Source organism: Vreelandella sedimenti, from assembly GCF_013416325.1.
Classification (GTDB): domain Bacteria; phylum Pseudomonadota; class Gammaproteobacteria; order Pseudomonadales; family Halomonadaceae; genus Vreelandella; species Vreelandella sedimenti.
Window position 1 is genome coordinate 112,807 of the sequence record NZ_JACCGK010000010.1, and the last position, 24,961, is coordinate 137,767.

The window sequence follows — 24,961 nt, forward strand, 5'->3', positions numbered from 1 at the left end:
TTGGGCTAAAAAACCACTTTATAGCGCTTGTTCGGGCACTGCCAACTGATCGCGTATTAACTCTGCCAAACGGCGCGCAGGCTCCGAAGGTCGGTGTGGCGCCCGGTGCAGCGCTAACTCAATCATCGGCAGCGCAGGCAGTCCACTGCTCTCATCCAGCGGCCTCAGTGCAGGGGTTAGCATACTGCGAGTCACCACCACGATAGCCAGACCGGCGGTCACAATAGGCGCCAGCCCCGCCATGGATTGGCTGGTATAGGCCACGCGCCAGCTGCGCCCCGCCGATTGCAGCGCCTGCTCGGCCACTTCACGGAATACGTCAGCCCCCGGTGAGTAGAGCGCCAATGGTAGCGGATCGCTTAGCAGCGGCTGCTGGTTCATACCGACTGCCCACAGCAGCGGTTCCCGGCGAATTACATCGCCTCCCGGCGAGTTACGCTGCCGGGTCACCAAGGCAAGATCCAGCTCTTTAGCCTTAACCTGCTCAACGAGATGTGCGCTGGTGCCGCAGATCACCTTTAACCCCACGGCGGGGTAGAGCTGATGAAAGTAGGCAAACACCGAGGGCAGCAGCGAGGCGTAATCTTCAGGTATGCCGAGGGTAAGATCGCCTGTTACCTGACGCGCCTGCATATCGCTCCACGCTTCATCGTTAAGCGCTAATAGTCGCCGGGCGTGGTTAAGCAAGCGTTCGCCTTCTGAGGTAAAGCGTATTCGCCGCCCTTCCCGCTCGTGCAGCGTGAGCGAGAGCTGCGCTTCTAACCGCTGGAGCTGCATGCTCACAGTGGACTGAGTATACGCCAACCGTTTAGCAGCTGCGGTCACACTGCCGGTGTCCGCAATCGCTACCAAGGTGCGTAGCAGGGTTAGGTCTAACGTGGGGGCACGCATATATCACCAAACTTGATGAAATCGATCATAAAAGATCGATATTGTGATGCATTGATGATGAGTATGCTGCTCGGCACATGCTCAAATCAAGGAGAACTCTTATGCATCCCGTTCACTCCCCCGCGTTATTTCCACGTTGGTACAGTGTTGGTGCGGCGCTGGTGGCCGTGATGCTTTGGAGTGGGGCACCGCTGCTGGCTGAGTTTGCCAAAGCAACACCGCCCTTGCAGCTTACCGCCGTTACCCTATTAGCGGGATCATTGGCGACGCTACCGTTAAGCCGCCGCGTTAATGTCGCTGCCTGCGGCGCGGGCTGGCAACTCAGCGTTTGGGTGGGTATCCCACTACTCATCTTTGGCGCCGTCAGCACCTACTTTATTGGCATGCGGTTAGCGCCCGCCGCCGAAGCGGCGCTAATTACCTACACCTGGCCCGTGCTGTTCGTGCTGCTCAGCCAATGGAGCCGTTTTGGCCGCTTACGCATCGCGGGGGTTGTCGGCGCCCTTATAGCGTTTTCAGGCGCGGCGCTATTGTTGGTTCCTCAAGCTATCAGCGGGGGATTGGGTGGTGCCACCACGGGCTACGCACTAGCACTGCTGGCTGCCTGCTGCTGGGCGATCTATTCATGGTTAAGCCAAGCTGCACCAGTGGCCCTAACATCATTGCTGCCGCGGCTACTGCTCATGGCCTGCGCTATTGCCGTGGCCGCCAGCTTAATACTGGAAGGCACCCTCGCCCTCCCCAGCGGTGAAGCGTTATTAGCGGGCATCGCGCTGGGCTTAGGGCCTTACGGAGTAGCCATGGTGGCGTGGGATAAAGCGCTACGCTGGGGGCACGCGAGCCTTGTGGGCAGCTTGGCGTATGGTGTGCCGATTCTGGCCGCCCTACTGCTGGTGCTGGCAGGCATGAGCGTGCTCGACTGGCGTCTACCCGCCGCGGCAACGCTGGTGGTGGTAGGCTGCCTCAAAGCGAGCCGTTAACCTCCTCACGCCTCACTATTTACACCTCACGCCTCACTATTTACACCTCACCATCGACCAACGCCCCTATCACGGTAAGCAACAGGGGCGCAGGGTATTATCGATTAACGCTAACAATTAAAGCTCTGGGGGAATATCCGCCGGCTCCATTTCAAGGCTCAGTTCAAATAAGCCGCTACCGGTAGCACTAAAGCCGCGTGCGCTTACCGTGTAAGTGCCGGGCAGCAACTGCTCTTGAAGCCGTGAGTCGGTACCGCCCGCGCCGTCGTCATCGCTGGCGACAAAACCTTGGCCACTGATCTCGATAAAGGTATCAAAATCGTCAGAGCGCATTTCCAGCGTCACTAACGAGCTCTCTTCTACCTCCAACTGATACGTCAGCAATTCACCACTATACCAACCGTTAAGCGCGTCACCAGGGGTAAGCGTGCCTTCATTGCGCAGATCAACATCTGGCATATCACGTGGCGCCATGGAGAGCGTAAACATACCACTGCTCTCGCCATAGGCAGTACGTGCCGTTAACTGATATTCACCGGGAGCAAGAAAATCAGCGATGCTAGCATCCAGGTTGCCGGCACTGTCATCATCTTCGCGGTAGTAACCGTTAGGCCCTTCAAGCACCAGGTAGGAATCGATGTCGCTGGAGCGCATCTCAATTTGGTACATGCCAGCTTCTTCTACTTCTACTTGGTAACTAAGCTCCTGGCCACTAAACCAGCCGTTGAGAGAGTCATCGGGCGTCAGCTCTCCATCATTGCGCAGCTCACCATCACCTGGTAACTCGTGAGGCTCTACTGAAAGCGTATAAACGCCATTGCCATCATCGTAGGCGCTACTTGCCGTCAGCGTATATTCACCGGGCTCAAGGAAATCAGCAATGCGTGCGTCTAAATCACCAGCACTGTCGTCGTCTTCGCGGGCGTAGCCGTTCGGCCCTTCAATCTCCAGGTAAGCGTCGAAGTCGTCAGAACGCATTTCCAATTGGTATAGGCCTGCCTCTTCTATATTCAAGGTGATTTCACGGGCATCCCCTTGCAGCCAACTATCGATGGGTTCGCCCACCGCCACCGTGTCGGCATCCGTCAGCTCAACTGTTCGGCTGTCAACGGTAAACGGGCCATAACTGTGGGCATCGGCACCGCTAACCACCACTACATAGTCGCCGCTCTCTTCAATACGGTGACGAACGATAGAGGCATTATCGAGCAGCTGTAGCTGATCATCATAAAGCGCCACAACACCTTGCAAGGCTCCATTGAGAGATATCTCGACAATCTCATCCTCTTCCAGTGCGATGGCGTAGCGCATGAAGCGGCTACCATCGTTACCGTTCAGCTCGCTGGCCGAGGTTATTTCACCACGCATGAGCTCATCAAGCGTGAGCTTTTCAAGGCCAACAATAGCCTCGGCAACAGACGGCTGATCAGTTGTCTCAGCAGTTTCGGCAGGTGCTTCATCGACGGTTTGTCCCGGCAAGGGAATAATTTGAGCGGCGAGAAAACCAACGGCTGCGCCACCGATCGCCACCAATACAAACGTAAACGAAGAAGATCTAGCCATGAGCGGTTCCTTGTTGAGTCGCAATGACAATCATTAATTAGATAAGCATCGGTGATTATAAGATGCTTACTCAATTAAAGTGAGCGTTTCATGAAAAACGTTGCATTGCACAAAGTGTTTTCTGTACTCAATCCATACTTGGGCTGATAAGTCACTGAAACCCAAGGCCTCATAAGTAGAGACTAAAAAATCGCGAAATTGAACCTATTTGCATCGATCTTCTCAAAGCTTGCTGACTCGTTGCGACAAGGGTAGTATCGACAAGCCTATCAGGCACCTCATCAAGAGTGCGGGATTCGCAACACGCAAAACTGAGGTACTCCTATGGGAGCCCAAAAACGACTGATCCGAACGATTTGTTTGGCAGCAGTAGTAGCAAGTAGCGCTGCCAATAGTGCTTTTGCACACGAGACAGAAATACAGGAAGGCGTCGCCTCTTTTTATAGTGACCGCTTTCAAGGAGCGACCACTGCCAGTGGAGAGCCCTTTGACCAGCAGGCGTTGACCGCCGCCCACCCGAGTTTGCCGTTTGGCACCAAGGTGTTGGTGACACGCCCGGATACGGGGCAAGAGGTAGAAGTACTGATCAATGATCGTGGCCCTTTCATTCAAGGACGCATTATTGATTTATCTAAACGCGCGGCAGCGAAGCTTGGCATGATTCGCCGCGGTACAGCTCCAGTGATGGTAACGCTGTTGGATTAACGGATAACACATCCTTGGTTGTTGTGTGATACCCATTAGCCTAATCAATGCGACAGCACACGAAGCATCGTTATCTTAAGCAGTCAACAGACAGGGCGACCAGCAATGGTCGCCCTGTTTCTTTATGTGGCTACTTTCCAATACATTAACGAACTTGCAAGCAGGCTAATGGTCACTATGCTGCAAGGAGTTCGATACACGCCAAGTATTTGCAGGAGGCACATCTATGCAGTCACAATTCTATACGCTTACCGATTATCCCAAAGGCCTACCCAATCGCACGCTCTTTAAGCTGGAAACACAACCCCTACCCGACCTAGCCGAAGGCGAAGTACGTATTCGCAACCGCTGGCTTTCCGTCGACCCTTATATGCGTGGTCGCATGAGCGGCATTCGCACCTATGTGGATCCGTTTGAACTCGGCAAGCCGATGGAAGGCGGCGCCATTGGAGAGATCATCGAGACCAATGATTCAAGCTTAAAAGTGGGCGACAAAGTAAGCCATATGGGCGGTTGGCGGGATATTGCCCAACTGCCTGCGCAGGGCGTCACGCCGCTACCCGATATCGATGTTCCCGAACAGGCCTATCTGGGCGTACTCGGCATGCCTGGCATGACCGCCTGGACTGGCCTCAACCTGATTGCCGAATGCAAGCCGAGTGACAATGTGTTGGTTAGCGCGGCTAGCGGTGCCGTAGGCTCCCTGGCAGTGCAGTTGGCCAAAGCCAAAGGTTGTCATGTGGTCGGTATTGCCGGGGCTGCGCATAAGCTGGCCTGGCTTGAATCATTGGGCGTTGAACCGGTTAGCTACCGTGACCGTACCGCACAGGAGTTAAGCGACGCCATTAAGCTCGCCAGCCCCAACGGTATCGATGTGTATTACGAAAACGTCGGCGGTACCTGCCTAGAAGCGGCATTGAGTCAATTGAATGAAGGCGCGCGGATTGCCGTATGCGGCATGATCGATAGCTACAATGCAAAAGAGCCTGCCCCCGGCCCGAGCAATCTATCTCAGTTGGTAGTGCGCAAGGCCAAAATGCAGGGCTTTATTGTGGCCGACCATTGGTCTAGCTACCCCTATTTTCTGAACGAAGTAGCCCCTCAAGTAGCGGAAGGTAAGCTGGTATATAAAGAGACAGTGAAAGAAGGTCTGGAGAACACCCCCGATGCATTCCTGTCCCTGTTTGACGGCGGCAATACCGGTAAAATGCTGGTCAAGCTATAAACCTCACGCCTTCTGGCTAACCCTACCGCGAAATCAACGATCCTGGCGGTAGGGCGCCCGTCTTAGAAAAAAACATCAAATCGTTAGACCAATAGCGAATTGATTATTAAAATCATCCACCATAGCGGTGTGTTTTAACCCATCGGCGCCGCCGATGGGTTAAAGCGCGTTGTGGATTCGTCGCTTGGCACTTATTGCTTGAATTTAGGGTTTAAGCGGCATGCATTAACGTATTAAGTACGTTTCACTAGGGGACCTCTCATGGAAGAAAGCACGCGCGATCACAGTAAATGGCCAGCTATAATAGTTGGCCTGCTACTATTTATTATCGGCTTGGTGCTTGCTTTTGGCGGCAGCAAGCTCGTCAGCGTAGGCGGCAGCGCCTACTACTTAATTGCCGGGCTTAGCATTATTGCTTGCGGCGTTCTATTTACCCTGCGCAAAGGCGCCGCTCTGTGGCTCTACGCGCTGATTCTTTTTGCCACATTAGTGTGGGCGCTGTGGGAGGTTGGTCTCGACTGGTGGCAGTTAGTGCCCCGCGTTGCCATTCTCTGTTTAATAGGTATTCTGCTGCTCCTGCCCTGGTGGCGTAAGCCACTACATTCAAAAGGCGGCAGCCTGGCGCTTGTTGGGAGCATTGCTACCGCCGTTATCGTGGCCATTGCCAGTCAGTATAACGATCCCGGCGCTATCGAAGGGTCGCTAGCCACTAATAACCAATCAACGGCCGATAGCACTAACCCAGCCCAAGTGGCGGGCGATAATTGGCCTGCCTATGGCGGCACCAATGCGGGCACCCACTACTCCTCGCTCGATCAGATCACGCCGGACAACATCGGCGAACTTGAAGAGGTATGGCGCATTCAAACTGGTGATGAGGCGGGCCCCAATGCGCCCCCGGAAATCACCAACCAGAATACCCCGCTAAAAGTGAACGACAGCCTGTATATCTGCACGTCGCACAGTCGGGCGATGGCGCTCTCGCCTGAAACCGGCGAAACCCTGTGGGCGTTTGACCCTGAAATCAGCACCATGGGGGCAGATGACTTCTCCGGCTGGGCACACATGACCTGCCGTGGCCTCGCCTATTACGATGCCGCCAACTATTCAGCTACTGAGAGCACGCCTGACGACCAAGCGGCAAACAGCGACGCTGCGCCGAGTAGTGCTACAGCGCTCTCTTTCGACATCTTCGATGACAGCGATATTTTCAGTCTGGATCTCTCCTTCTTGTCACTGCTGTTTGGTGTTGAAGAAGAAAACGGTGCCCCGCAGCAACCCATGCTCAGCGAGACCGACGTCATGTGCCCACGCAGGCTCTACCTACCCACGGCAGATGCACGCTTGATTGCGCTAAATGCAGATACGGGTGAGCGGTGTGCCAGCTTTGGCAATAACGGCGAAATTGATCTCACCAACAATATTGGCGATTTCGCACCGGGCGGTTACTACTCTACATCCCCTGCGACGGTAACCGAAAACCTGATCATTCTGGGCGGCCATGTCACCGACAACAGCTCCATTGACGAGCCCTCAGGCGTTATTCGTGCCTTTGATGTGCATACCGGTGAGCTGGTATGGAACTGGGATAGCGGCAACCCTGACGACACCGACCCATTAGCCGAAGGCGAGACTTACACCCGCGGCTCCCCTAACGTGTGGGCACCCATCAGCGTTGATGAAGAACTAGGCATGGTTTACCTGCCGATGGGTAACGCCACGCCTGACCAGTATGGCGCTGACCGCTCCGAGAACGATGAAACCTACAGCGCGGGTCTAGTGGCACTCAACCTGGAAGATGGTCAGGTTGAGTGGGTTTACCAGTTCGTACACCACGACCTATGGGATATGGACTCGCCTGCGCAACCGGTACTGATTGACCTGGCCACTAGTGATGGCATCCAGCCCGCGGTTATTCAACCGACCAAGCAGGGCAGCCTATATGTATTGAACCGTGAAACCGGTGAGCCGATTGTGCCCATCGAAGAGGTCCCTGCACCACAAGGCGCCGTGGAAGGCGACTGGACCGCCGAGACTCAACCGCGTTCAGCGCTTAACCTTCTACCACCGCCGCTCACCGAGCGCGACATGTGGGGCGCTTCACCGTTTGATCAAATGATGTGCCGCATTCAGTTCAACTCCTTGCGCTATGAAGGCCAATACACGCCACCTTCGCTGGAAGGCAGCATTGTTTATCCAGGCAATGTCGGTGTGATGAACTGGGGTGGTGTGGCCGTTGATCCAGAGCGGCAAGCACTCTTCACCGGCGCTAAATACCTGGCGTTTGTGTCTACGTTAATTCCTCGTGAAGAGGTAACAGAAGGCCAAGGCTCTGCTAGCGAACAGGGTTTGCAAGCCAATGAAGGCGCACCTTATGCCGTTGAGCTTGGCCCTCTGCTTTCAGTGCTCGGTCTGCCCTGCCAAGCGCCCTCCTGGGGCGATGTAGCCGGTATCAACCTGCAAAGTAACGAGGTGGTGTGGAAGCACCGCAATGGTACTACACGTGACAGCATGCCGTTTGATCTTCCGATTGGCTTGAACGTCGGCGTTCCTGCGCTAGGCGGCCCGCTGACGACGGCTGGCGGGGTGTCGTTCTTGAGCGGCACGCTGGATCAGTACCTGCGCGGCTACGACATCACTACTGGCGAGGAGCTGTATAAAGCACGCCTGCCAGCGGGAGGCCAAGCCACGCCGATGACCTACACCGGTGAAGATGGCCGTCAATATGTGGTCGTCACCGCAGGTGGTCACGGCACCTTTGGTACCAAGATGGGCGATTACGTGATTGGTTACGCGCTACCGGAGTAACCGGCTAACTTAGCGTTATCACCCACGAGAACGGGCGGCCTCAGCAATAATGAATGAGCGCCGCCCGTTTTTATTTACTTGCAGCATTTCGATTTAAAAGCGTACTTCTAAACCGCCATACACACTGCGCCCCGGAGCAGGTTCATAGAAACGGCCAAAGGTGCCGTTCAAGCGCACGTTGGCGTAGTGTTCTTCATCTAAGAGATTGCGCACGCCCACATACGCATTCAGCCGTGTATCGCTTCCCAACTGCCAACCATCGCCCACCCGCAGGTTCACCAGCCAGTAGCTATCGACCTCTGTCTCATTGGCGTTGTCCGCCACCATATCGCCCACGTACTGGGTTTCCAGCGTGGCAAAGCGCCCATCCAGCCCCTGCCAAGTGAGTTGATTGACCCAGGTTTGCTCGGGCAGGCCAGGAATGCGATTCCCGCCAAAGCTTTCAGTGGGTGTAGCAAATTGATCAAACTCATAGCTCGCCAGCGTAAGGGCACTATCCAACCGCCATTGGTCGGCGAGCTGCCAGCCTAGCGCCAGCTCAATGCCGTCGCGGTCGGTGTCGCCTGCGTTTTGGTAGAAGGTGCGACCGCCGTCATCATACGGCACGAGTTCGTCACGCACGCGCACCGAAAATAGCGCCAGATCGTAATCCATGGCCAACGGTTCAACGTAGCCCCGCAGCCCCACTTCACGATTCCAGGCTTTTTGCGGCGATACCGACGGGTTAAAACCACCGCCCGCCGGATTGGCAAACTCGGAGAACGTCGGCGTTTCAAACGCCGTACCGGTATTGATATAGGCTTGATGCTGCGGACGATAACGGTAACTTAACCCCGCCGAACCGCTCCACTCATTGAAGGTCTGATCACCGCTTTGATCACCATCGTCCAAATAGCGATCATCTACTTCTAGCTCCACTCGATCAAAGCGCGCACCAAGCGAGAGCGTCACCTGCTCGGTCAGCGCTAAATCGCCCTGAGCAAATACTCCAGCGGAGGTAGCCGTTTGGGTCTCTTCCGCCAACTGCTCACCGACAACGCCTTGGCCATTGACATCGTTCCTAAAGCGCTCGTCGTCTTGGCGCGCCACATCGACACCGGTGATATAACTCAGCGGCAGATTGCCCAAGCTGACTTCATGATGATACTCAGCACTCGCGCCCAGATAATCACGCTGGTAGCCGATACGGCTATCACCCACATAGGGCAGTTGCTGCTCAAAATCGCGCTGCGCAACAAAGCCTTTTAGGTAGAACTCGCCAGGGCCTGCGGACAGATCTTCGTACTGTAAGCCCAGAAGCTGCTGATCTACGTTCTGCCCTGCATCCAACGCCAATGAGTTCGGCGCTGCTTGATCACGGCCACTGGCCACTTCACCCGCGTTCAGCGCGCCGGGGTCTTCGGAACGGGGGTTGTCCAGCAGGTTGATAATCGCGGTTAACGCCCGATCACTGCCTAACTCTCTTCGCAGTTTGGCATTCAGCAGGTATTTCTCTGTAGAGCTCTGCTCCCGATAACCATCCACATTGAGTGCCGAGAAACTGACGTGGTGCGACCAATCACCCTGGGCTCCACCGGTTTGTACGACTGCCTTACGATAGCCATCACTGCCCACCTCGGTGCGCACGCTTGAGCCAGGGTTATCGCGACCATCGGCGGTGGTCACATCAATTACCCCACCCGCCGCGTTGCCGTAAAGTACCGAAGAGGGCCCGCGGATAACTTCGATGCGCTCAGCGCTGTCCAAATCAATGGCATCTAACTGCGCCTGGCCATCGGGTAACGTATACGGAATGCCATCCACCATCACGGTAATACCGCGAACGCCAAACGGCGCACGAGCACCGAAGCCGCGAATGGAGATTCGCTGGCCTTGGGCAAAATTATCGCGGTTCTGCAAAAACACGCCAGGCACTCGCACTAACGCCTCATCCAGCCGTGTGCGCTGCTGCCCCTGAGCAATCGCCTCGCGGTCGAGCGTTGAAACCGCAGCGGGCGTGGCGTACAGCTCTCGCGATAGTCGTGGCGCCGTCACTTGAAGTGTGGCCAGCGTGTTATCAGTTGACGAATTCTCTTGTGCCCAACTCTGGCCAGCGCCAAGACAGCTTAATAAACAAAAAGACGTGGTGGTTACTTTCAGTGGTATTTTGAACACGGGGCCCTCCCAAATAGCGTAGAGCGGAAATCAATGGCGGAATTGAACGATTTTCTACTCGGCTAGTCACAGGGAATTCGCCAAGGCATGGATAAATAAGTTGATCGTGCCTACACTTGTACAAGTTACACCAATGAAAGCAAAGGAGGCTTCATGGCGTTTACAGCGACTGATCCAATCAAAATGATTTTTGCCGTAATACTTCCCCCGCTCGGCGTATTTTTTGAGGTCGGTTTTAAAGGGCATTTCTGGCTGAATATTATTCTAACGCTATTTGGTTTCATACCGGGCATCATTCATGCATTTTATGTGATATTGAAACACTAGCTTTAATAGCCAGGTTTTAATAACTAGGTTTAATAGCCAAGTTTAGTGAATACGACGCCGCCTAAGCTAACGCTTAGGCGGCTTTTTTTACGTCTTCTTTTATGTCTTAAAAGTAGGGCTGGCATGGCGCCGTATATGTAATGCGTGAACGCGTTCATCCAGCTCGTCTATTGGGCCTTCTACCTTGAGCCCTGGGACAATCTGTTGAATAGACAAGCTCGCAACTGGAGAAGGCCCCACGCCCAAACCTGCAAGCCAGCGTCCCAACTGTTCAGACGAACTGGCGTAGACAATTCGCCCTAGCCCTACCCAACCGTGGGCAGCGGCACACATGGGACAGTGCTCACCCGAGGTATAAACTGTAGCCTTTGCTCGCGCCTCGGGCGCCATATTCTGAGCAGCCCAGCGCGCCAGGAAAAACTCAGGGTGCTGAGTAGAATCTCCACCGGCGATGCGGTTACGGTCTTCGGCCAAAATATCTCCTTCGGCACTTACCAGTACGCTGCCAAAGGGTTCATCACCCGCCTCAAGGGCTTCTTCAGCGAGCTCAACGGCACGCGTTAAGTAAGCGAACTCACGATCATTCAACACGTGTTCTCCTTGTAGTCGTCATTGTCCTACTGCATTTATCCCTTTACCGCCGCGGGTGCTTCTTCGACAAACTCCTCTTGCAACTCCTCTCCTTCACTACGGGCTATCACGGAGGTGCCGACCAAATCGCCTGTCACGTTCAGCGCCGTACACCCCATTCCCACCAGTGCATCGATAGCGGTGAGCAACGCGACGGTTTCAATTGGTAGGCCCACCTGGGCAAACACCGTGGCGATCATGATGATTCCGGCCCCCGGCACCCCTGCCGTGCCCACCGACACTAGCGTGCCGATCAACACTATTTGCACCATGCTGATGAAATCCAGCGGTGCACCAATCACGTTGGCGGCAAATACCGCCGAGATGGCGATACGAATCGCCGCCCCATCCATATTTAAAGTAGCCCCTAACGGCAGACTAAAACCATAGATGCTTTTGGAAATTCCTAAGCGGTGAGCAGCATTAACCGTTAGCGGTAACGTACCCGAGCTACTTTGGGTGGCAAACGCCGTGGCCATTGGCGTACGGGCTTCGCGAAAAAAGGTGCGCAGCTTCACACCGAACAGCCGCATGATGCCGCAATAAATCAGCAGTTGGGTTGCCAGGGCGATATACAGCACAACCACCATATCGCCCAGTGAGAGTAGCGTTTCCAACCCCTGCTGACTCACCGTTTCGGCAACAATCGCAAACACGCCGATGGGCACGTAGTGCAATACCCCCGACATTACTTTTAGAGTGACCTCATTTAGCGATTCAATCACCCCATAAAGGCGTTCACCCATAGCATGCTGGCGCTCCGACTGGCGCATCTTTAGCAATGCGATGCCAAACACCAGCGCCGTAAAAATAATGCCCAACATATTGAGTTCGGCAAACGCACCAATAATATTATCCGGCACTATATTCAGCAGCGTATCGACAACGCCTGGATTCTCGGGCACCGAGAAACTGGCACTTTCATCCAACGTCATACCGCTGCCGGGGCTAAACAGTGTGGCAACCGCTAAGCCCACCATGATCGCCAGCGTGGAAGAGATAAGGTAATAACCAAACACCTTGCCGCCTACACGGCCAGCGCTTCCCTCCCGGGACTGATTCACCCCCACCATCAGCGTAAACAGCACAATCGGGACAATCAGAAAAGTGAGCAGCCGAAGCAGCAAATCGCCTAACGGCGCTAACCAAACCGCTACCTGCTCCCCGCCCACCAGCCCGACCACAACGCCCAACATAAGTGCGATGGTGACGCGTAAAATCAACGACGCCTGACAATAGGCCTTCCATATACGTGTCATTTAAGTCCCTATAGGTTTGCATGTGTGAGCGGGTCTAATGTGAGCAGCACGTGTCCCATATATACGTCTCATTCTATTAGTGTGGCACAGCGATATCGATAAGACAGGAGGCGGCAATAAATCAAGGCGGTACGCACTTCCTCTGCAGACAGCCAGAGAAACAGCCCATCACTGTGGCAGGCCCGGTGGCTTTTTATAGAACGCAGACTCCTCCAACATTCACAGCTTTGTGGTTGCTTGTTAATTTAGCGATTACTTTATGAAAACTGATGGCGTTAACATACACTGGAAAGCCAAATACCCTCATTCAAGCATTGAGGTATTGTTAGCCCTAACGAAGCCCTCTGCAGCTAACGTATCAAGTCAGATTATCTTTACAAGACAAGGAGCTTTTGCATGCGTTTTTCTATCACCTGTTTAACGGTATCCACACTGGCGCTGATGACAGCGGGCTGCGCGCAGCATTCCGCCACGACCAGCGAAAACAGCCTGGCTGAAATCCGTTATGAAGTAGGCCCTTGCTACGGCACCTGCCCTGTCTATAGCGTTGCGGTTGAGGAGGATGGTACGACCCACTACACAGGTGAACGTCACACTGCCGTAGAAGGTGAGCGCACTCAGGCAGGCAATACGACTGTTTTTCGTTCGCTGCAAGAGCGACTAGCTGCAATGCAACCCGACATGGGAACAACGCAGCAAACCCTTGATTGCGACCCCCGTGCCACCGACCTGCCAAACTACACAGTGACTTGGGTTAACCAGGATGGCGCACAAGCGGTGCTTGAACACGATACTGGCTGTCACTCTGAAAACGGTCGCGAACGAACTGAGATCCTAAGGAGTCTCAATGAAGAGCTTGGCATTGAAAATTGGGTACAACAGTAAGTGCGATAGCCAGTGCATAATCACTGATGGCAGCTAACACGCGATATCGTTGCCAAGGAGCGTCAATGCATACGATCAATCCGAGCAAGCTACACCACAGCAAATGGACGGCTGCCCAGCCAAGCAATAAAGAGATGCACTTTATGGTTACCCAGCTGCTGCGCGATGATGAAGAAGAGAACCTAGTAGAGGTCGTGATTGAGGCTGTGTACTCTCATCGCGAGCTCATTTTGCCGTGGCAAAGCTTAAAAGATGACAGCGTGTGGAAAGTGGGCTGGCAATAGAGGCTGTTTAGTGGGCACAACGGTAAGATAGTCAACAAAGGCTTTGACATACGCTACATTTCATGACAATGTAGCGCCAGTTGGTTAGCAAGCAAGCATGGTTTCAGAAGTGTACGAAAAAGATTTAGAAATGTACGAGATAGACGTGTACAAAATCTTTCGGCAAGACTGTAATTGTATTCCTTGTTTTATCCGCTATTAATCTGGGTGATACCAGGAACTTTACAAAGCGCATTGCGCGAAAGGATTTTTACTATGTCTACTGGCACAGTTAAGTGGTTCAACGATACTAAAGGCTTCGGTTTTATTGCTCCTTCTGACGGCGGCGATGACCTGTTTGCCCATTTCTCTGAAATTCAAGCAGACGGCTTCAAAACCCTGCAAGAAGGCGCTAACGTTTCTTTTGACGTTACCCAGGGTAAGAAAGGCCTTCAAGCTTCAAACATCAAGCAAATTTCCTAAGCCTAAGCTTTTTAAGACTAAGTCTATAAGACATAGCGCTTAAGAATTTGCTCGAACCTTTCGAGGTTCGGATAACAAGGCCCGCTTATGCGGGCCTTGTTGCGTTTGGCTGTACAAAAGTTGCGCTAGAAGTGTATGAACGCTGCGTTTGAAAGCGACTAGAGACGTCGCCACTGCACCACCCGCACATCCACCGTTACGGACAGCATTTCAAGTGCCGCTGCGCGAGCACGACCCTCAGCGCTGGCTCGGTAAAGATGCGGCGTCATCGCCAACAGATCGGCAATTTCGTCACTTCCGTTTAGTGCAATTGAGTAGCTTACCCTCTCGCTGCCATGGTGAATAAAGCCATCGGGCACTACCGTCTCACTCGCACGCTCAGCTTTTAACGTGGGGTAGATAATCTCCCGCAGCTCCCTCAAGTGATTAGCCCCCGCTTCAACCTGCAGTAGTACGCCACCGGTTTTCAACACACGAGCAAACTCGCTTACCACTGGAAAGCCAAACATACACAGCACGCTATCCAACGTTCCCGTCTGCACCGGCAAGTGCGCATTACTCCCCACGACCCAACTGCTTAGCGGTGCCTGCTTAGCATCCTGTTTTGCTGCGGCCAATACCGACCATTTAGAGATATCCAACCCCGTCAGTGAAAGTGGCTGCTCGTTAGTCGCCGCGTCAGCTAATTGGCGAAGGTAATAACCTTCACCGCAGCCCGCATCCAGGCAGCTAAAAGGCAGGCTGTCTGCCTTTTGAACCTCGGCATGGCCCAACACAGCATGACTGACAGCTTCGGCAATAGGTTGATAGTACTCTGCTTTAAGAAAACGCTGGCGAGCAGCCACCATCGCCTTGCTATCACCCGGATCGTGGGAACGTTTTTGCTGCACAGGCAGTAAATTAACGTAGCCCTGCTTAGCAATATCAAAGCTGTGACCATCAGAGCAGCGCCAAGCACTATCCGACCGACTGAGTGGTTTTCCATCTAGCGGGCACGCCAGGGCTTGAAAAGGGGTAATGCTCATATCGGTGTCTTCGCAGATGGTAGATAGGTGCATGCGTTTAGCGAGTCACCAGAATGATGCCAACTAAAATAACGCCACCGCCGATTATAAAATTAATGCTCAGCGGCTCATTGAGCAGCAGTGTACCAAACAGAATACCGAAAAGCGGCGCCAAAAAAGAAAACACGCCTAACTGCGAAGCGCGGTAGCGGCGCAACAAGGTAAACCATAACAGCAGCGCTGCAAACGAAATGATCAGCGTCTGAAAACCAAGACTGGCTATCGCCATCGGGGTAAACTGCGCGCTCATTAGCTGCCCGGATATAGCCGCCATCGGCAGGAGCAACAACACCGTCACGCTCAATTGATAGCTCAGAGTGAGTTCTGCTGGCGCCTCAGAAAGCGAGGTCTTGCGGATCACGACGGTCGTGGCCGCCCATGAGAGGCCAGCGAACAAGCCCAGCGTATCCCCAATAAGAATCTCGATGCTGTAAGCACCGCTTGGCGCCATGGCAACCACCATTCCCAGAAATGCCAAGCCAACGCCCCACCACTGGCGAATGGAGAGTTGCTCGCCAGGTACCCAAAGATGCAACCCCAGGGCAGCGAAGATGGGCGCAGTATACAGAAAGACCGACATGTGGGACGCCAAGGTATAGGTTAATCCCCAGGCGATAAAACCGAACTCAGCCGCAAACCCCAGGCCCACCAGCAACCCAGGGCCCCAATGATGACCCACATCTGCCCAGCGAATACCTCGCCAATAAGCCAGCCCGCCGACCAGACACACCGCCAAGGTTGAGCGCAGAGCCATCTGCACCACGGGTGAGATATCCTCAGCCACACCTTTGATCGCTACCTGCTGAAAACCCAGCACCAGGCAAAATAGCAGCATCAACGATGCTGCCGTTGCGTCCACTGACTTTCGCTGTGATCGACCAACCATGCAGGCAGCTTGGGTGGTGGAGGCTATTCTTTGATTACTCATTGCGGGCTCCTGTAACATATAGGTGCCCATTTCAGCAGTAAGCGTCATTGCATACAAACGATTACTTATCGGGCCTAGGCTTAGGAAAACTCACTCTATGAGAATAGAAAGGCTACCGCTGAATGCATTGCGCGCGTTTGCCGAGGCCGTGCGAGAAAATAGCTTCAAAGCCGCCGCTTATCGCCTCGGGGTGACGCCTGGCGCCGTTAGCCGACAGGTCAAACAGTTGGAAGATCACTTAGGCGTGGTGCTGTTTGAACGTCATGCCAATGGGGTATGCGTTACCGAAGCAGGTCGGGTACTGGCTGAAGATGTGCAGGCCGGCCTTTTGCGCATCGCCAGCGGCGTACAGAACGTCACCGAGCGTTCAGAGGAGGCCTTTCGATTGTTACTGAGTGCACCGCCCTCCTTCCTACAACTCTGGCTACTCCCCCGCTTACCCCGCTTTGAAGCCAATGAACGGCAAATAGAAATCTCTCTGGATGCCGAGGCGCGCTTAACGCCACCGCTGTGGTTGCCCAACAGAGCACGCTTATCATTGCGCTACGGCCTGGGCCCTTGGCCCGGTGTCACCAGCCTGCGCCTGTTTGAAGACACGCTATTCCCGGTTTGTTCGCCCTCTCTATTAGCGCAGGCAAACATGCAAACCCCCGACGATTTGCTGGCACAGACGCTGCTCACCGTGGATTGGTGCAGCCACGCAGGCCACCCCATTCCAAGTTGGAGCGATTGGTTTAAAAGCGCCGGAGTAGCGCTAAACAAGATGCCCAACCAACGGCAATACTCGCTTTACAGCTTGGCTCTCGATCAGGCCATTGCCGGGCAAGGCGTGGTACTCGCCAGCTACCCATTGGTGGCTGACCGGCTGGCGAGCGGTGTCTTGGTACGCCCCTTCGCGGAACACTATCCACTCGTTTCTCCGTTCGCCTACGAACTGATTCTGCCTAGTGATGGAGAAACGCCACCGGCGGTAGCACGCTTTGTGGAGTGGTTGGCGCAGGAAGCCGCTCACTTTCGTGACAAATCTTTGTAGGCCATTATTCTAACTAACTATTTACATGAAGCCTATGCACCCATTAGCGATAGCTGATACCATTTTCGGCTCATCATCCCTAGTAACCCCGCTCGTGATCTACACGATTTAGCAGCTCCTCTCCACTGCGCATACGGATGATATTGTCGTGAATTTGCCGGGTAATTTCTTCTACAGACGACGCTGAAGCCATATGTGGGGTCACCAGAACCTCTTGCGCTCCCCAAAGTGGGCTATTTTTCTCCAGAGGCTCGTTATCGAAGACATCCAGTAAAGCGCCACGCAAATGCCCCTCTTGCAATGTTGTCAGAAGATCCTCTTCAACAAGGTGCTCTCCCCGTCCCAAGTTGACAATGACACTGCCCGGCTGCATTTTCTCAAAGAAAGAAGCGCTTAAGATTCCCCGTGTTTCAGGGGTTAGCGGAAGCAGGCAAATTACTAAGTCCAACCCTTCAAGAAAAGCCTCCAGCTCATGATTGCCTGCATATGACTTTACCGTCTTGAGCTGCTTAGACGTCCTGGCCCACCCACAAACCTCAAACCCGCTTTGCGACAGGCTTGTAGCAACATGGCACCCCATGTTGCCAAGGCCCATTATACCTATTTTATAGGTATTCTTGGGCACCTGCGGTGGCCATTCCCACACTTTGTGCCGACTGTTTTCAATGACTTTGTCGAGCTCTCGATAGTAGTAGAGAGCAGCCCAAGTACAGTAGTCAATCATGCCCTGAATCTGAGCATCATCCACGACACGGCAAACGCTGACTCTGTTGGGTAAGGGGTGGCGGATAATGGTTTCGCAACCAGCACCTACTGAATGGATCAGACGAAGGTTTGGCAACCGATCAATCATACCTTCAGGAAGTTTCCAGCATACTAAAGCATCTATTTCTGGCAGGTACTGCTCATCATGAACCATTACCATATATGGATAGGACTCAGCAAAGAGCTTCCTTACCCTACCCAGCATGACACTCTCACCCCAAAAAGCTACTCGCTTCATATTTCGTACTCTGATTTTTGGTCTGCAATCAGTGAAAGTGCAGCATTAAAGCCCAGTTGTACGATTCGATCCTGCGCTGGACCCGTAAATTGCGCTGCTGTTTTCTCACATACTTCTTTAGAGGGGGAAATAAGCCTCTCGCCCTGGCCAAGTGCTTGAACCTGTATTTGGCATGCCCTCTCTAAGGCGATGATATTCATAAAGGCTTCGGCAATATTTCGCCCAGCTGCGATGAGACCGTGATTTCTAAGAATCATGACATCGTTTTGCCCTAGATCCGCGACCAATCGTTCCCGCTCGGTCTCACAAAAAGCGATCCCTTCATACTGGTGATAAGAGGTCCGGTTGTAATACTTCAATGCGTGCTGGCTGAGTGGCAGCAATCCTTTTTCCTGACATGAGACTGCAATACCTGCTGTTGTATGCGTATGTATCACACAGGTCAGCTCTTTTCTTGCCTCATGAATAGCGGAGTGAATCACAAACCCAGCCTTGTTGACCTCAATGTCCTCTTTGGCTTTATGAATAACGTTGCCATCAACATCAATTAGCAACATGTCGGATGCTGTCATCTTCTCAAAGGGCACACCATAATTATTGATATAAAAGTGCCCGGTAGCAGACTTTAAGGAGACATGCGTATCAATCAGATCGGTCATCCGGTAATGCGCTAACAGGCGGTACATGGCGGCAAGCTGACAGCGCTCCGCCCATAAATCTACGCTTGAATGGTATTGCATCACACTCTCCACAGCACAATATTTCTTATGTATAAGTGTTTACGGTGGCATAGCGAATACGAAGGTTGCCCTCTCCCTTGAAGGGAGAGGAACGCACCGAACAATCACCAATCTCTAACCAGCTCCATGGTCGAGCAATGTATATTCCCACCATTGTGAATAATCTCGTCATAATCGATGACGACCATGTCGAAACCGCGCTTGGAGAGCATCTCTGCAGTCTTGGGATAAATGGAGGCCATAATAATTTTGCCAGGCTTGACGGTCAGTGAGTTACAGGCGTTCTGCTCATCAGGGTGAGGAAAAAGAATGTCAAATCCCAACTCCTCAAGTTGGGCCAGAAACTCATACGGTAGACGATGCACATTGGCCATTACTGTGTGGTCATTCAGCACCATAAACTGCCCATCAATATGGATAGTGTAACCAGGCAACGGCACCTTGATTAGTTGGATTCCAAGAGGCTTCAACAGCGACTCCAACTGATCGGCTCCTTCAATATTACAGCGTATAGAAGTGCCGTAGGCCGCCAGATCCGGCCGTAGCATCATGAAAGAACCTCCCTCGACCATTCCTGCCCCAGTAATGGTGCCAAGAATCGGCATCCCCAATGCCGCCACGGTCTGAGTCATGCTAGCTTCTTCACCACGTCGCATGCGCGGCGCTAGGCGGCCGATGATCGCCCCACCCGGCACCGTTAACAAAGGGTCTCGAGCATAAACAGACTTGGTGTACATACGAGGTAAATCAGGAGCAACCACAACTTCTACTCCCTCACTTTCAAGCGCATCGCACAGGCCCTGGTGCTGAGCCATTACCCGCTCCATATTCGGAGGTGTCTTACGTTTGTAGTACCAGAAACCATTGGGGTCTACTAACGCTTGAGCACTGTCACTCCAGGCATCTTCACGGATATCGCCCATTCCAACATTGGGTTGCCTAACAAGCACCGTACGCAATGTACTGTACTCATCAACACGTCCCCACTTCCGCCCCCAGTTACGGGTCAGTTCATCGGGTGAGTTAAATACAGGGTATGGTTCTGGGCCGATTCTTTTGTGGAAGAAGTTCTCTGCAGGGCCAAATTCACTCATCTCATTATCCTTAATATTACATAACATGTTGTAAGAATTGCTTAACAGGCAGAGGTGCATCAGCCGAAAAGAAATTATCAGGTGTAGCCTCTTCGACTATTCTTCCCTCATTGAAAAGCACGACGTGATCCGAGACCTCTCGGGCGAAGCCCGTTTCATGTGTAACCACCACCATCGTCATGCCCGAATCGGCTAGATCCTCCATAACATTGAGCACCTCTCTAACCAGTTCCGGGTCAAGCGCAGAGGTCGGCTCATCGAAGAACATCACTTCCGGCGACATGATCAAGGCTCGGGCAATGGCGACCCTTTGCTGTTGTCCTCCGGATAACTCAGAAGGAAACTTATTACAGTGATCGATTAACCCTACGCGTTTAAGCAACACTTCTGCTTCGTACTGAGCCTCTTTTCGTGGTTTTCTGAATACTGCAGTAGGTCCAAGAAGCAGGTTTTCCATCACATTCATGTGCGGAAACAAATTAAACGATTGAAAAACGAAGCCCAGGCGGGTTCTTTGCCTGGCCAACTCAATCTCAGTCGATGGCCGAGCACGTCCATTAACAACTTCCACGCCCAGCTCCTTGCCATCTAGTAGGATCACTCCCCCATCAGATGCCTCAAGTAGTGACATTAGGCGTAACATGGTTGATTTCCCCGAGCCCGATGGTCCAAGCACCGCCTTGACTTCGCCTGGGCTGATACTAAAGTCGATGGACTTCAGTACTTGTTGGCCGTGATAGACCTTCGCCAGTTGTCGCGTCTCAATCTTGTAGTTATTAGCCATTATTAATTCCCCAGGTTTTGATGTTCCTGACGTCAAAATTTCCTGGAGCCACCCTGCTCGTCCACATATATTTCTTCTCGAGACGCGCCTGGATCACCATCAACACACTGACGATGACGAGGTAGTAGACGGCGGCGGCAGAGTAGTACTCCATGTAGCTGAACGTCCGTGAAACATTTTGCTGGGCGACGTAAAGAAGCTCTTGAAGAGAGATTACGCTGGCCAGACTAGTCATCTTGATCATATTGATGTACTGGTTGCCCGTAGGTGGGATAGCGACCCGGATCATTTGCGGGATTAATACATGCCAATAGATCTGTCTGGGTGTGAGACCAATAGCTTTACCGGCCAATTTCTGCCCTTTATCAACCGACCTCAATGACGAGCGAATGATTTCGGTCATCAGTGCCGCCTCCAATAGCGTCAGGCCAACAAGCGCTCCCATATAAGGTGTAAACCAACTACTGCGAAGTGTTGGTACTAATTGCGGCAAGACATTCCATACTAAGATCAAGATCAGCAACGCAGGTATAGCCCTGAACACCCATACATACGCCGAGGTAAAGTAACGAAGCACCGTTTTCTGGCTTTCCCGGCCCAGAGCTAGGAAGAAGCCGATCACGATAGCGAAAAACTGCACTAGCGTTGCCAGCGATAGTGCAACAAAGGCCCCATTTAGATATGACCGCGAAAATAGAGCATCCCAAAAAACCGCGCTATCAAAAGCCATCAGGAATTACCCCTGTATTTCTTCCACTGAAGCGATATTTTCAGGCATCAGCCCAAACTGGACTGCAATTTCTTCCAAAGTGCCATCTTCAGTTAATTCAATGACAACGGTTTCAATAGCATCCTTAAGCAGGCTGCCTTGAGGAAAATACATGCCAAACATCGTATCTGAGTCGAACAAACCACCTATCACTTCCATGCGACCACTTAGACTATCGGCCACTGATGCGGCGGCCACATCGGTTTCAATCACAGCATCAGCACGATGGTTCTGAACAGCCGCCACGGTTTCTGGCAGCTCCGGGTAAAGCGCAATACTGATTGAATCTTGACCGGCCGTTTCGAAAGATTCGGAAAGCTCTCCTAAAATTTCTGCATTGGCGGAGGCTGACTGAGCAGCTACTGTTTTACCGGATAAATCATCCGTCGACGTAATTCCGGCAGGGTTTCCAGACATTACTAATAGTGCCGGACCAGTTCGCAAATAGGGTATGGCATCTGCCACATTGGTTCTCGCCTCGCTAACATAAAGGCCTGAACGCATCATGTCGCATCGCCCACTAACAATTCCTGGCATTAAACCGTCAAATGCCACCTCCATGAATTGCAACCCCAGTCCTAGCTGTTCGGCAATAGCTTCCATCGAGACAACATCAAACCCAGTCAATTGACCATTTTCCTTCCAGTACATCGGAGGATAAGCATTTTTTGAAATACAAACAGTTATAGTTCCCTCCGTATTTAACTCATCTGCAAGCTGCTCGTTGGCCATAGCAAAGGATGCCAGAGTAGTGGTTAAAGCGGTTGCAGTGCATAGGGTAAAAAGTTTCCTGCTCATTTTAGCACCTCATCTTGTTTAGATATTTTATCGGACCTACTTAAAGGTTCTCCGAGACTGGTTCTTCTTGTTGCATTCAATTAAAATCTTTTTCGTTATTTGCTAGATCAAGCACTGCATTCAGTAGTGCCTGTGCACCCAAAGCGCAATGCTCCTTATTAGTAAACTCTCTTTCATTGTGACTAATTCCATTTACACTTGGAACGAACAACATAGCGGTGGGCGAAATTCTAGAAATATTGGCTGCATCATGCCCTGCACCGCTCATCATCATGAATGGAGCCACATCACATTTACTTACCGCCTTACTCAGAACATTTAATAAATTATCATTAAATTTAAGCACCGGCATTTTCCACTTTATCTCTACTGCGACTTCCACACCATGTTCTTCCTTCATTTCTTTCAGTAAACAATGAACTTTCTCTTCCAAGCGCTCAAGTTCAATATCATTTACATGCCGGATATCAACATTAACAATGGTCAAGCTAGGGACTACATTTCGAGAGGGATGCCCTACACTCAGATTTCCAACGGTAAATCTCGCATCATCTTTTTTGTCTTTAAGAGTTTCCTCTCTGAATTTATTTATAAAATCACTGGCCGCAAATAATGCATCTTTACGGTTTGCCATGGGTGTAGGCCCCGCATGAGCTGACTCACCATAGAAATGAATATCCAGCCATAAAACGCCTTGCACACCATTGACCACAGCGACTGGGATATTTCTTTCTTCAAGTATAGGTCCCTGCTCTATATGTAATTCCAGATAACATCCAATAGGAATATCATTGGGCAATAAATCCCCTTTAAACCCGGAAATATCGAGGCATTCTCCAAGCGTATTACCCTCTGCATCCTGAGAAGAACGGTAATCAGTTTCCGATAAAAGACCAGCAAAAGCAGCGCTTCCAGACATTGCGGGACTAAATCGACTTCCCTCCTCATTTGTCCATACTGCAATTTCAATAGGTCTTTTCGTCACGACCCTGTGTTCATTCAGTACTCGGATAACCTCAAGCCCTGAAAGCACACCCAGCACTCCGTCGAACTTGCCGCCCCGAGGTTGAGTATCTAAATGACTCCCTAACACAACCGGCTTCAATGAATTATCATTTCCTGTACGCTGTACAAATATATTTCCATATACATCAGTACGATAATGGCATCCTTCATGGCTAACCCAGCGCAGAAACTCTTTTCTTCCTTCAATATCCTCATCACTCAGGGCCAGCCTGGACGACCCGCCCCCTGGGGTCTTGCCTATTTCCCCCATGCCCTGAATTGTTTGCCAGAGCCTGTCCGCATCAACTTGCATAACTCACCTCATATGACCCCATGGCTAGCTACTTTTTCGCTGCATAAGTAATCGTTGAAAAGCATAATCAGATACTGTATAGATGTTTTCATAATTTCATCGGTACTTCTCCATGCGCCCTGTAAACGAGTATCTTGATCTAAACCTTCTTAGAACTTTCGTTACTATCGTTAATGAAAAAAGCATCAGTGAGGCAGCAAATAAACTATACGTTACGCAACCCGCTGTGAGCTCTTCTCTGAAACGACTTGAAATGCACCTTGAATCTTCACTTATTGAAAGAAGCAGCCGTCATTTCCATGTAACCGAGGCCGGATTAAAAGTTTATGAAGAAGCAATACAAATACTATCTCGCGTTTCACGCTTATGTATGAATATTGGAAACGACAAAGATAAAATCGAAGGCATCCTAAAAATAGGGATTGTCAGTGGCGCCCGCATCAATATCTTTGACAAATCACTGGAGCATATACATACAATGCATCCAAATATAACCTGTGAACTCAAAGAGTTACTAAGCCAGGATATAATACGATCAGTTGCTTTTGAGTCGTTATCGTTAGGAATTACAACGCTACCACTCAAGAGCCAAAGTATTAAAAGCTTTTTACTTGGCACACAAAGATATAGACTCTACTGTGGAAAAGCTCACCCCCTATATGAACGTAACGACCTTTCTTTAAACGATTTAACAGATTGTGAATGGGTAAGCTACACTAACTCTCAATTAAATGGTTCTTTATTTGAAATAGAAAAATTTAGAATCAAACATTCACTTCTGGGAAAAAATGCCGCTATTACACAAAGCCTTAATGAAGCTAGGCGCTTAATAAAATGTGGCTGGGGAATAGGTTGTCTACCTGAATCGTTTGCTAGAGATGAAGAAATAAAACTAAATTTGCGTGCATTACCACCTAGTGAAGGTGTTGCCAATATCGATTTATATGTCATATGGAACTCCCAAACGGTTTTAACAGGTGCTGAACAGGCGGCCATTGATATCATAAAAGAGCACGCTTTTTTCCATTAGTATTGAGTTCTTAAATAGTCCAAAACTCTCATAGATCGTTATGTTTTTCTACAATATCTACACCATGGTTTATATTTTTAAATATGTAAAATCATGAACTTTTATTTTATCTATAAATTCAAATAATACATGATTATTCGTTAAGACTGATATCGTTAAGGCATATATAAACCATTGAAATAGTGCATAATATAAGCACTAACATGGTGCCAAAGCGATGGTGGATA

At 51.5% G+C, this 24,961-nt stretch carries 24 protein-coding genes; 10 read left to right on the plus strand and 14 right to left on the minus strand.

Annotation, left to right across the window (positions count from 1 at the left end; genetic code table 11):
• Positions 1 to 18: 18 nt before the first annotated feature.
• Positions 19 to 891 carry a LysR substrate-binding domain-containing protein gene (locus tag HZU72_RS12620; RefSeq protein ID WP_180092505.1) on the minus strand — a complete coding sequence of 291 codons (873 nt, stop codon included), beginning with the start codon at positions 889 to 891 and terminating at the stop codon, positions 19 to 21.
• A gap of 101 nt (positions 892 to 992) precedes the next feature.
• Between HZU72_RS12620 and HZU72_RS12625 the strand changes: the two genes are divergently transcribed.
• A complete protein-coding gene (locus HZU72_RS12625) occupies positions 993 to 1,871 on the plus strand; it encodes a DMT family transporter (RefSeq protein ID WP_180092508.1) in 879 nt (292 codons plus the stop codon).
• Positions 1,872 to 1,988: 117 nt separating this feature from the next.
• Here the strand turns inward: HZU72_RS12625 and HZU72_RS12630 are convergent, their stop codons facing one another.
• Entirely contained in the window at positions 1,989 to 3,434 is a 1,446-nt protein-coding gene (locus HZU72_RS12630) for a hypothetical protein (RefSeq protein ID WP_180092511.1), read from the minus strand.
• A 324-nt stretch (positions 3,435 to 3,758) separates the two neighbouring features.
• On the opposite strand from HZU72_RS12630, the gene HZU72_RS12635 reads away from it, so the two are divergent.
• The 3 genes from HZU72_RS12635 to HZU72_RS12645 all read left to right on the plus strand — a co-directional run bounded on the left by HZU72_RS12635 (position 3,759) and on the right by HZU72_RS12645 (position 8,172).
• Positions 3,759 to 4,139 carry a septal ring lytic transglycosylase RlpA family protein gene (locus HZU72_RS12635; protein WP_180092514.1) on the plus strand — a complete coding sequence of 127 codons (381 nt, stop codon included), beginning with the start codon at positions 3,759 to 3,761 and terminating at the stop codon, positions 4,137 to 4,139.
• Between the two features lie 226 nt (positions 4,140 to 4,365).
• Positions 4,366 to 5,364, plus strand: coding sequence for an NADP-dependent oxidoreductase (locus HZU72_RS12640; protein ID WP_180092517.1), 999 nt, complete (start codon positions 4,366 to 4,368; stop codon positions 5,362 to 5,364).
• 261 nt (positions 5,365 to 5,625) lie between these two features.
• Complete coding sequence (locus HZU72_RS12645; RefSeq protein ID WP_180092520.1) at positions 5,626 to 8,172, plus strand: glucose/quinate/shikimate family membrane-bound PQQ-dependent dehydrogenase; 2,547 nt, start codon at positions 5,626 to 5,628, stop codon at positions 8,170 to 8,172.
• Between the two features lie 93 nt (positions 8,173 to 8,265).
• Here HZU72_RS12645 and HZU72_RS12650 read toward each other — a convergent pair whose 3' ends face one another.
• A complete protein-coding gene (locus HZU72_RS12650; RefSeq protein WP_180092523.1) occupies positions 8,266 to 10,326 on the minus strand; it encodes a TonB-dependent receptor family protein in 2,061 nt (686 codons plus the stop codon).
• Positions 10,327 to 10,479: 153 nt separating this feature from the next.
• On the opposite strand from HZU72_RS12650, the gene HZU72_RS12655 reads away from it, so the two are divergent.
• A complete protein-coding gene (locus HZU72_RS12655) occupies positions 10,480 to 10,653 on the plus strand; it encodes a YqaE/Pmp3 family membrane protein (RefSeq protein WP_035538925.1) in 174 nt (57 codons plus the stop codon).
• A gap of 99 nt (positions 10,654 to 10,752) precedes the next feature.
• On the opposite strand, the gene HZU72_RS12660 is transcribed toward HZU72_RS12655, so the two are convergent.
• Both HZU72_RS12660 and HZU72_RS12665 read right to left on the minus strand, forming a co-directional pair.
• Complete coding sequence (locus HZU72_RS12660; protein ID WP_180092526.1) at positions 10,753 to 11,244, minus strand: nucleoside deaminase; 492 nt, start codon at positions 11,242 to 11,244, stop codon at positions 10,753 to 10,755.
• A gap of 35 nt (positions 11,245 to 11,279) precedes the next feature.
• Positions 11,280 to 12,542, minus strand: coding sequence for a dicarboxylate/amino acid:cation symporter (locus HZU72_RS12665; protein ID WP_180092529.1), 1,263 nt, complete (start codon positions 12,540 to 12,542; stop codon positions 11,280 to 11,282).
• A gap of 396 nt (positions 12,543 to 12,938) precedes the next feature.
• Here HZU72_RS12665 and HZU72_RS12670 point away from each other — a divergent pair, with 396 nt between their 5' ends.
• The 3 genes from HZU72_RS12670 to HZU72_RS12680 all read left to right on the plus strand — a co-directional run bounded on the left by HZU72_RS12670 (position 12,939) and on the right by HZU72_RS12680 (position 14,173).
• The gene (locus tag HZU72_RS12670; protein WP_180092532.1) at positions 12,939 to 13,427 is read left to right on the plus strand and encodes a DUF6438 domain-containing protein; all 489 of its coding nucleotides are present in this window, start codon (positions 12,939 to 12,941) and stop codon (positions 13,425 to 13,427) included.
• A gap of 65 nt (positions 13,428 to 13,492) precedes the next feature.
• Positions 13,493 to 13,711, plus strand: coding sequence for a TIGR02450 family Trp-rich protein (locus tag HZU72_RS12675; protein WP_180092535.1), 219 nt, complete (start codon positions 13,493 to 13,495; stop codon positions 13,709 to 13,711).
• 255 nt (positions 13,712 to 13,966) lie between these two features.
• Complete coding sequence (locus HZU72_RS12680) at positions 13,967 to 14,173, plus strand: cold-shock protein (RefSeq protein WP_007111402.1); 207 nt, start codon at positions 13,967 to 13,969, stop codon at positions 14,171 to 14,173.
• A 158-nt stretch (positions 14,174 to 14,331) separates the two neighbouring features.
• Here HZU72_RS12680 and HZU72_RS12685 read toward each other — a convergent pair whose 3' ends face one another.
• Together HZU72_RS12685 and HZU72_RS12690 are read right to left on the minus strand one after the other, a co-directional pair.
• Positions 14,332 to 15,198 carry a putative RNA methyltransferase gene (locus HZU72_RS12685; protein ID WP_180092783.1) on the minus strand — a complete coding sequence of 289 codons (867 nt, stop codon included), beginning with the start codon at positions 15,196 to 15,198 and terminating at the stop codon, positions 14,332 to 14,334.
• Between the two features lie 37 nt (positions 15,199 to 15,235).
• A complete protein-coding gene (locus tag HZU72_RS12690; protein WP_235976100.1) occupies positions 15,236 to 16,165 on the minus strand; it encodes a DMT family transporter in 930 nt (309 codons plus the stop codon).
• A gap of 97 nt (positions 16,166 to 16,262) precedes the next feature.
• Between HZU72_RS12690 and HZU72_RS12695 the strand changes: the two genes are divergently transcribed.
• A complete protein-coding gene (locus HZU72_RS12695; RefSeq protein WP_180092538.1) occupies positions 16,263 to 17,198 on the plus strand; it encodes a LysR substrate-binding domain-containing protein in 936 nt (311 codons plus the stop codon).
• A gap of 79 nt (positions 17,199 to 17,277) precedes the next feature.
• On the opposite strand, the gene HZU72_RS12700 is transcribed toward HZU72_RS12695, so the two are convergent.
• From HZU72_RS12700 to HZU72_RS12730, 7 genes are all read right to left on the minus strand, one after another.
• A complete protein-coding gene (locus HZU72_RS12700; protein WP_180092541.1) occupies positions 17,278 to 18,201 on the minus strand; it encodes a 2-hydroxyacid dehydrogenase in 924 nt (307 codons plus the stop codon).
• The gene (locus tag HZU72_RS12705) at positions 18,198 to 18,941 is read right to left on the minus strand and encodes a class II aldolase/adducin family protein (RefSeq protein WP_180092544.1); all 744 of its coding nucleotides are present in this window, start codon (positions 18,939 to 18,941) and stop codon (positions 18,198 to 18,200) included. The genes HZU72_RS12700 and HZU72_RS12705 overlap by 4 nt, the downstream gene beginning before the upstream one ends.
• A 104-nt stretch (positions 18,942 to 19,045) precedes the next feature.
• Positions 19,046 to 20,035, minus strand: coding sequence for a dimethylarginine dimethylaminohydrolase family protein (locus tag HZU72_RS12710; protein ID WP_180092547.1), 990 nt, complete (start codon positions 20,033 to 20,035; stop codon positions 19,046 to 19,048).
• Between the two features lie 16 nt (positions 20,036 to 20,051).
• Positions 20,052 to 20,819, minus strand: coding sequence for an amino acid ABC transporter ATP-binding protein (locus tag HZU72_RS12715; RefSeq protein ID WP_180092550.1), 768 nt, complete (start codon positions 20,817 to 20,819; stop codon positions 20,052 to 20,054).
• A complete protein-coding gene (locus tag HZU72_RS12720) occupies positions 20,812 to 21,549 on the minus strand; it encodes an amino acid ABC transporter permease (protein ID WP_180092553.1) in 738 nt (245 codons plus the stop codon). The genes HZU72_RS12715 and HZU72_RS12720 overlap by 8 nt, the downstream gene beginning before the upstream one ends.
• 6 nt (positions 21,550 to 21,555) lie before the next feature.
• Positions 21,556 to 22,386: a transporter substrate-binding domain-containing protein gene (locus tag HZU72_RS12725; protein WP_180092556.1), complete on the minus strand. Its 831-nt coding sequence runs from the start codon at positions 22,384 to 22,386 to the stop codon at positions 21,556 to 21,558.
• A gap of 76 nt (positions 22,387 to 22,462) precedes the next feature.
• On the minus strand, positions 22,463 to 23,704 hold the full coding sequence (locus tag HZU72_RS12730) for a Zn-dependent hydrolase (RefSeq protein ID WP_180092559.1): 1,242 nt from the start codon (positions 23,702 to 23,704) through the stop codon (positions 22,463 to 22,465).
• Between the two features lie 112 nt (positions 23,705 to 23,816).
• Between HZU72_RS12730 and HZU72_RS12735 the strand changes: the two genes are divergently transcribed.
• Positions 23,817 to 24,734: a LysR family transcriptional regulator gene (locus HZU72_RS12735; RefSeq protein ID WP_180092561.1), complete on the plus strand. Its 918-nt coding sequence runs from the start codon at positions 23,817 to 23,819 to the stop codon at positions 24,732 to 24,734.
• Positions 24,735 to 24,961: the final 227 nt, after the last annotated feature.

Excerpts from the sequence above, each read along its gene's own strand:
- HZU72_RS12630 (WP_180092511.1), bottom strand. The coding sequence starts at position 3,434 with ATGGCTAGATCTTCTTCGTTTACGTTTGTATTGGTGGCGATCGGTGGC.
- HZU72_RS12685 (WP_180092783.1), bottom strand. The coding sequence starts at position 15,198 with ATGAGCATTACCCCTTTTCAAGCCCTGGCGTGCCCGCTAGATGGAAAA.
- HZU72_RS12695 (WP_180092538.1), top strand. The coding sequence starts at position 16,263 with ATGAGAATAGAAAGGCTACCGCTGAATGCATTGCGCGCGTTTGCCGAG.
- HZU72_RS12715 (WP_180092550.1), bottom strand. The coding sequence starts at position 20,819 with ATGGCTAATAACTACAAGATTGAGACGCGACAACTGGCGAAGGTCTAT.
- HZU72_RS12730 (WP_180092559.1), bottom strand. The coding sequence starts at position 23,704 with ATGCAAGTTGATGCGGACAGGCTCTGGCAAACAATTCAGGGCATGGGG.
- HZU72_RS12690 (WP_235976100.1), bottom strand. The coding sequence starts at position 16,165 with ATGAGTAATCAAAGAATAGCCTCCACCACCCAAGCTGCCTGCATGGTT.
- HZU72_RS12680 (WP_007111402.1), top strand. The coding sequence starts at position 13,967 with ATGTCTACTGGCACAGTTAAGTGGTTCAACGATACTAAAGGCTTCGGT.
- HZU72_RS12705 (WP_180092544.1), bottom strand. The coding sequence starts at position 18,941 with ATGCAATACCATTCAAGCGTAGATTTATGGGCGGAGCGCTGTCAGCTT.
- HZU72_RS12635 (WP_180092514.1), top strand. The coding sequence starts at position 3,759 with ATGGGAGCCCAAAAACGACTGATCCGAACGATTTGTTTGGCAGCAGTA.
- HZU72_RS12710 (WP_180092547.1), bottom strand. The coding sequence starts at position 20,035 with ATGAGTGAATTTGGCCCTGCAGAGAACTTCTTCCACAAAAGAATCGGC.
- HZU72_RS12645 (WP_180092520.1), top strand. The coding sequence starts at position 5,626 with ATGGAAGAAAGCACGCGCGATCACAGTAAATGGCCAGCTATAATAGTT.
- HZU72_RS12670 (WP_180092532.1), top strand. The coding sequence starts at position 12,939 with ATGCGTTTTTCTATCACCTGTTTAACGGTATCCACACTGGCGCTGATG.
- HZU72_RS12675 (WP_180092535.1), top strand. The coding sequence starts at position 13,493 with ATGCATACGATCAATCCGAGCAAGCTACACCACAGCAAATGGACGGCT.
- HZU72_RS12720 (WP_180092553.1), bottom strand. The coding sequence starts at position 21,549 with ATGGCTTTTGATAGCGCGGTTTTTTGGGATGCTCTATTTTCGCGGTCA.
- HZU72_RS12665 (WP_180092529.1), bottom strand. The coding sequence starts at position 12,542 with ATGACACGTATATGGAAGGCCTATTGTCAGGCGTCGTTGATTTTACGC.
- HZU72_RS12700 (WP_180092541.1), bottom strand. The coding sequence starts at position 18,201 with ATGAAGCGAGTAGCTTTTTGGGGTGAGAGTGTCATGCTGGGTAGGGTA.
- HZU72_RS12625 (WP_180092508.1), top strand. The coding sequence starts at position 993 with ATGCATCCCGTTCACTCCCCCGCGTTATTTCCACGTTGGTACAGTGTT.
- HZU72_RS12620 (WP_180092505.1), bottom strand. The coding sequence starts at position 891 with ATGCGTGCCCCCACGTTAGACCTAACCCTGCTACGCACCTTGGTAGCG.
- HZU72_RS12640 (WP_180092517.1), top strand. The coding sequence starts at position 4,366 with ATGCAGTCACAATTCTATACGCTTACCGATTATCCCAAAGGCCTACCC.
- HZU72_RS12655 (WP_035538925.1), top strand. The coding sequence starts at position 10,480 with ATGGCGTTTACAGCGACTGATCCAATCAAAATGATTTTTGCCGTAATA.
- HZU72_RS12735 (WP_180092561.1), top strand. The coding sequence starts at position 23,817 with ATGCGCCCTGTAAACGAGTATCTTGATCTAAACCTTCTTAGAACTTTC.
- HZU72_RS12725 (WP_180092556.1), bottom strand. The coding sequence starts at position 22,386 with ATGAGCAGGAAACTTTTTACCCTATGCACTGCAACCGCTTTAACCACT.